General features: G+C 37.4%; 2 protein-coding genes. Both read right to left on the bottom strand.

Going from position 1 to position 1,242, the window contains the following annotated elements; all coding sequences use genetic code 11:
• Positions 1 to 562, bottom strand: a 562-nt coding sequence (locus FHL06_RS13495) for a MetQ/NlpA family ABC transporter substrate-binding protein (RefSeq protein WP_153387144.1), incomplete at its 3' end; no start/stop codon positions are given.
• Positions 559 to 1,242 (bottom strand): AMP-binding enzyme (locus FHL06_RS13490; RefSeq protein ID WP_153387142.1); only part of this gene is annotated, 684 nt, incomplete at its 5' end. The genes FHL06_RS13490 and FHL06_RS13495, both read right to left, overlap by 4 nt.

Raw genomic sequence — 1,242 nt, 5'->3', positions numbered from 1 at the left:
AAAAGGCAACACTGGCACTTGATTGATCCATATTGACCCAAGTAATATCACCAGCATTCATTCCAGCTTTTTTCAAAGCAGCCAACAACATGTACTGTGAACTAGTCCCCTTGGTATAGGCGACTTTCTTACCCTTTAGATCTTTAATTGATGAGATACTTGAGGATTTCTTAACTAATAATCCTGATCCCTTAGCCTTAGAGTAACCAGCAACGACATAAGTCAATTTAGTACCCGTTGAAAGAGCAGAAACTGGTGGCGTATCACCGGTTCTAGCGTAGTTAATACTTCCAGCCTTTAGAGCCTGCATTAATGAGTTACCATCTTGGAATTCTTTCCAAACAACTTTGTAACCCTTAGCTTTCATTTTTTTAGCAAATTCACCACGTTGTTTTGAAATATCAAAAGGATCACCTTTCTGATAACCAATCGTTACGGTTTGTAAATCTGAACTAGCAGCACCAGCATCAGTTTGTTTGAAACCGTAAATGGCAATTACTGCCCAAAAGATTAGGACAACGCTGATTAATAATTTCTTGAATTTTTTTGTTTTCTTACTCATCCAACTCTCCCTAGTAAGGTTGACATAACTTGCTCACGTAATTTCAAACGAATCACTTTACCAGTCGCATTACGAGGATAATCTTGAACAAAAAAGATTCTTGTTGGTTGTTCATAATTTGCCAAAGTTGCTCTTGCATGAGCCATAATTTTTTGTCGTTCTAAGTCTTCTGATTGTATTCCTTGACTGATAACGACCGCCGTAACGGCTTCACCATAAAGCGTATCTGGTGTACCAATTACAGAAATTTCTTTTACAAAACTCAATTGACTAAGAGAATTTTCTACTTGAGCTGGGGCTACTTTTTCACCACCATGGTTAATAATATCTTTTTTACGACCTTTAACAAATAAATAACCATCTTCATCTAAATAACCTAAATCACCAGTCAAAAACCAACCATCTTGAAAAGCATCTGGATGTGGATCTAAATAATCACTAATTACATGATCCCCACGAACAACAATTTCACCAATTCGATTAGCTGAGTTCATAATTTTACCATCGTTCATAATCGCCACATCAGTTTTAAACGCTTTACCTGCTGAACCAACTTTGGGGGCATCAAAGGGATTGATAGTACATTGACTGGCCGTTTCTGTCATCCCATATCCTTCTAATATTCTAGTGTGAAAGCGTGTCTGAAAGGCAGTTAACTTATCCAGTGGCAAAGCAAACGA

It is taken from the genome of Companilactobacillus halodurans, from assembly GCF_009600985.1.
GTDB classification, from domain to species: domain Bacteria; phylum Bacillota; class Bacilli; order Lactobacillales; family Lactobacillaceae; genus Companilactobacillus; species Companilactobacillus halodurans.
This window is presented reverse-complemented; position numbering and strand designations above follow the sequence as displayed.